Origin of the sequence: Stenotrophomonas sp. GD04024 (genome assembly GCF_029837545.1) — a bacterium.
Taxonomy (GTDB): Bacteria; Pseudomonadota; Gammaproteobacteria; order Xanthomonadales; family Xanthomonadaceae; genus Stenotrophomonas; species Stenotrophomonas forensis.
In genome coordinates this window covers 1-3,627 of sequence record NZ_JAOEDV010000146.1, presented here as the reverse complement: position 1 = coordinate 3,627, position 3,627 = coordinate 1, and the positions used below count along the sequence as shown (strand labels likewise).

Below are 3,627 nucleotides of genomic sequence, written 5' to 3'. Positions count from 1 at the left end.
GTGCCGACCCACGGTCGGCACCCACCACAATCAAACTTCGGCCGCGCCTGGCGTGGCGAACAACCGGCTGGGTGTTTCAACGCCCGGCAGCTGGATCACCCCGCGTTCCTGCATGCCCAGGCCCAGCAGGATCTTCCCGGACGCAACGTTGTCCAGATCGGTGATGCCATACAGAGCGTGCAGGCCCAGTTCGCCACGCGCGTAGGCGAACACCGCCCGCGCCGCCTCCCCGGCATAGCCCTGCCCGGCGAATTCCGACAGCACCGCATAGCCGATATCCGGCCCCGGCAGGCCATCGCGCCGCACCAGCCCGGCATTGCCCAGCCAGGCACCGTCGGCCAGGCGCTCGATGGCATACATGCCGAACCCGTTCAACGCATAGCTGTGCAGCACGCGCAGCGCAATGTACTCGCGCGCCTGTTCCTCGCTGTGCACGTTGCGGTCGCCGATGAAGCGCACGAAGCCCGGATCATTCAACAGCGCCAGCATCGGCGCCGCATCGCGGTCGGGCTCGATCGCACGCAGACGCAGGCGTTCACTTTCGATGGGATGCACGCGCAGACCTCCAGCCGAAACCCCGATTCTGCCTCAACGCCCGGCTGTTGCCGTGGCCTTTGATCTTCTTTTTTCTTTTCCGTGGCTGGCGCGCACGGAACCTGTCCAGGGCCGGGTAGATGGGTTGCGCAGGGGCGTGAGCCGCATGGATGCGGCGACCGAGCTTACAGGGACGTACTTGCAGCGTCCCCTGCGCAGCCCATCTACCCGGCCAACCACAGATGTAATGCGAACGGCGCCAACCACGAGGGGCTGCGCCGTTCGCCGATCAATCGAACAGCGCCTCGATCGCCGCCAACCCCGCACTCGCCCGCTCCTTCTTGCGCGCCGCATCCGCCACCGGGTCCGCACCATCGCGCTGGATCTCCTCGGCCGGGATCTCCTCGAAGAACCGGCTCGGCTTCAGCCGCACGTGCTCGCCGAACTTGCGCGTCAATTTGCTGTAGCTCATCCACAGCTGGATCTTGGCGCGGGTGATGCCCACGTACAGCAGGCGCCGCTCTTCCTGCAGGTTGCCCTCGTCCAGGCTGACCTGGTGCGGCAGCACGCCGTCCTCGCAGCCGACGATGAACACGTACGGGAATTCCAGGCCCTTGGAAGCATGCATGGTCATCATCCGCACCTGGTTGCCGCCCTCGTCCTTGTCGCTGCGCGACAGCAGCGCCAGCTGTCCGGCCAGGTCGGCGGCGGTGGCCCCGCGCGGGCCGCCCTCGAACCACTGCGCCAGTTCCTCGATGTTGTTGGCGCGGCGCTGGTAGCTGGCCTCTTCCTTGGCCTGCTGGCGCAGCTCGCTGAGCAGGCCGGACTCCTTGGCGACCTTGCGGATCATGTCACCGGAGGTGACCTGCCGGGTCTGCGCACGCAGGTCGCGCAGGATGTCGGTGAAGCGCGCCAGGCTGTTGGCCGCACGCGGCGGCAGCTGCTGCAGGGCACCGATCGCCTCGGCGGCCTGCGCCATCGGCATGTCCTTTTCCTGTGCCAGTTCGGCCAGCTTGGCCAGCGTGCCGGCGCCGACGTCGCGCTTGGGCGACTGCACCGCGCGCATGAACGCGGTGTCGTCGTCCGGGTTCACCAGCAGGCGCAGCCAGGCCAGCGTGTCCTTCACTTCCTGGCGCTCCAGGAACATGGTGCCGCCGGTCAGGTGGTACGGGATGCGCAGCAGCTGCATCGCCTTTTCCAACGGACGCGACTGGAAGTTGCCGCGGAACAGGATGCAGAAATCACTCCACGGCACATTGCGCGACTGCGCCACGAAGGCGATCTCGGCCGCGACCTTTTCGGCTTCGTGCTCGCTGTTGCGGCATTCCCACACGCGGATGCGCTCGCCGTCGGCCTGGTCGCTCCACAGCTTCTTCAGGTGCTCGTGCGGGTTGTTGGCGATCAGCGCATTGGCCGCGCGCAGCACGCGGTTGGAGCAACGGTAGTTCTGCTCCAGCTTGATGATCTCCAGCGCGGGGTAATCGCGCCCCATCTGCTGCAGGTTTTCCGGGTTGGCGCCGCGCCAGGCGTAGATCGACTGGTCATCGTCACCCACGCAGGTGAAGTTGCCCTTGTCGCCGGCCAGCTGCTTGAGCAGGCGGTACTGCGCGTCGTTGGTGTCCTGGCATTCGTCCACCAGCAGGTAGCCGATGCGCTCGCGCCAGGCCAGCGCGATCTCCGGATTTTCTTCCAGGATCTGCACCGGCAGGCGGATCAGGTCGTCGAAGTCGACCGCGTTGAACGCGGTCAGCCGCAGCTGGTAGCGCTCGTAGACGCTGGCCGCTTCCTTCTCGCGGTTGCTGCGTGCGGCGGCCATCGCCTGCTCGGGCGACAGGCCGGCGTTCTTCGCGCGCGACACCAGGTTCTTCATGTCCTCGATGTCGTCGGGCTTGGCCCCGTACATCAGGTCCTTGATCTGCGCCGCGGCATCGTCGGCATCGAAGATCGAGAAGCCGCGCTTCAGGCCCACCGCAGCGTGCTCGATCTGCAGGAACTTCAGGCCCAGCGCATGGAAGGTACAGATCGTCACCTCGTCGGCATCCTGCTCGCGCAGGCGCTTGGCCACGCGCTCGCGCATTTCCTTGGCCGACTTGTTGGTGAAGGTGATCGCCGCGATGCGGCGCGCCGGATAGCGGCCACAGCCGATCAGGTGGGCGATCTTTTCCACGATCACGCGGGTCTTGCCGCTGCCGGCACCGGCGAGCACCAGCAACGGACCTTCGATGTGCAGGACGGCGGCGGCTTGGGGGGGATTGAGACCGTGCATGGGGACAGGATTGTAGCGGGGCCGGGTGACGACCACAGCCGGCCGCCGGTGGGGTTGCTGAACGGCTTCGGCGGACCGGGGCTGCGGCGTACAATCCGTCGATGGCCAAGCTCTACTTCTACTATTCGGCGATGAACGCCGGCAAGACCACCACCCTGCTGCAGAGCGCGCACAACTACCGCGAGCGCGGCATGCGGGTGGCGATCCTGACCCCGCGCCTGGACGATCGTGCCGGCGCCGGCGTGGTCGCTTCGCGCATCGGCCTGCGCGCCGATGGCATGGCCTTCGACCGCGATACCGACCTGCAGCGCTGGGTCGAGCAGGATCTGGCGGCGAACGGGCCGATGGGCTGCGTGCTGGTGGATGAGGCGCAGTTCCTGACCCGCGCCCAGGTCTGGCAGCTCAGCGAGGTGGTCGACCAGCTGCGCATTCCGGTGCTCTGCTACGGCCTGCGCACCGATTTCCGCGGCGAGCTGTTCGAAGGCAGCCAGTACCTGCTGGCCTGGGCCGACGAGATGCAGGAGATCAAGACCATCTGCCACAGCGGCAAGAAGGCGACGATGACCGTGCGCGTGGACGAGCATGGCCACGCGGTACAGGATGGCCCGCAGGTGGAGATCGGCGGCAATGACCGCTACGTGTCGGTCAGCCGCGCCGAGTTCAAGAAGATCACCCGCGGTGAAGGGCGGATCGACCCGGCGCAGGCGCCGCTGCCGCTGTAAGGGGGGCTTTTGCAGGGCTGCGCCCTGCACCTGCGGTAGTGCCGGCCGCTGGCCGGCAACAGCAACAGCAACAGCGAAAGCTGGCATTCCGTGGGATGGCGGGGC

At 67.0% G+C, this 3,627-nt stretch carries 3 protein-coding genes; 1 reads left to right on the top strand and 2 read right to left on the bottom strand.

From position 1 onward, the window contains the following. Positions 1–30 precede the first annotated feature (30 nt). Entirely contained in the window at positions 31–555 is a 525-nt protein-coding gene (locus N7590_RS21955; protein WP_164241514.1) for a GNAT family N-acetyltransferase, read from the bottom strand. Positions 556–823: 268 nt separating this feature from the next. After that, complete coding sequence (locus N7590_RS21950; protein ID WP_049456653.1) at positions 824–2,800, bottom strand: UvrD-helicase domain-containing protein; 1,977 nt, start codon at positions 2,798–2,800, stop codon at positions 824–826. 101 nt (positions 2,801–2,901) lie between these two features. Here N7590_RS21950 and N7590_RS21945 point away from each other — a divergent pair, with 101 nt between their 5' ends. Further along, positions 2,902–3,522, top strand: coding sequence for a thymidine kinase (locus N7590_RS21945; protein WP_008264720.1), 621 nt, complete (start codon positions 2,902–2,904; stop codon positions 3,520–3,522). Positions 3,523–3,627: the final 105 nt, after the last annotated feature.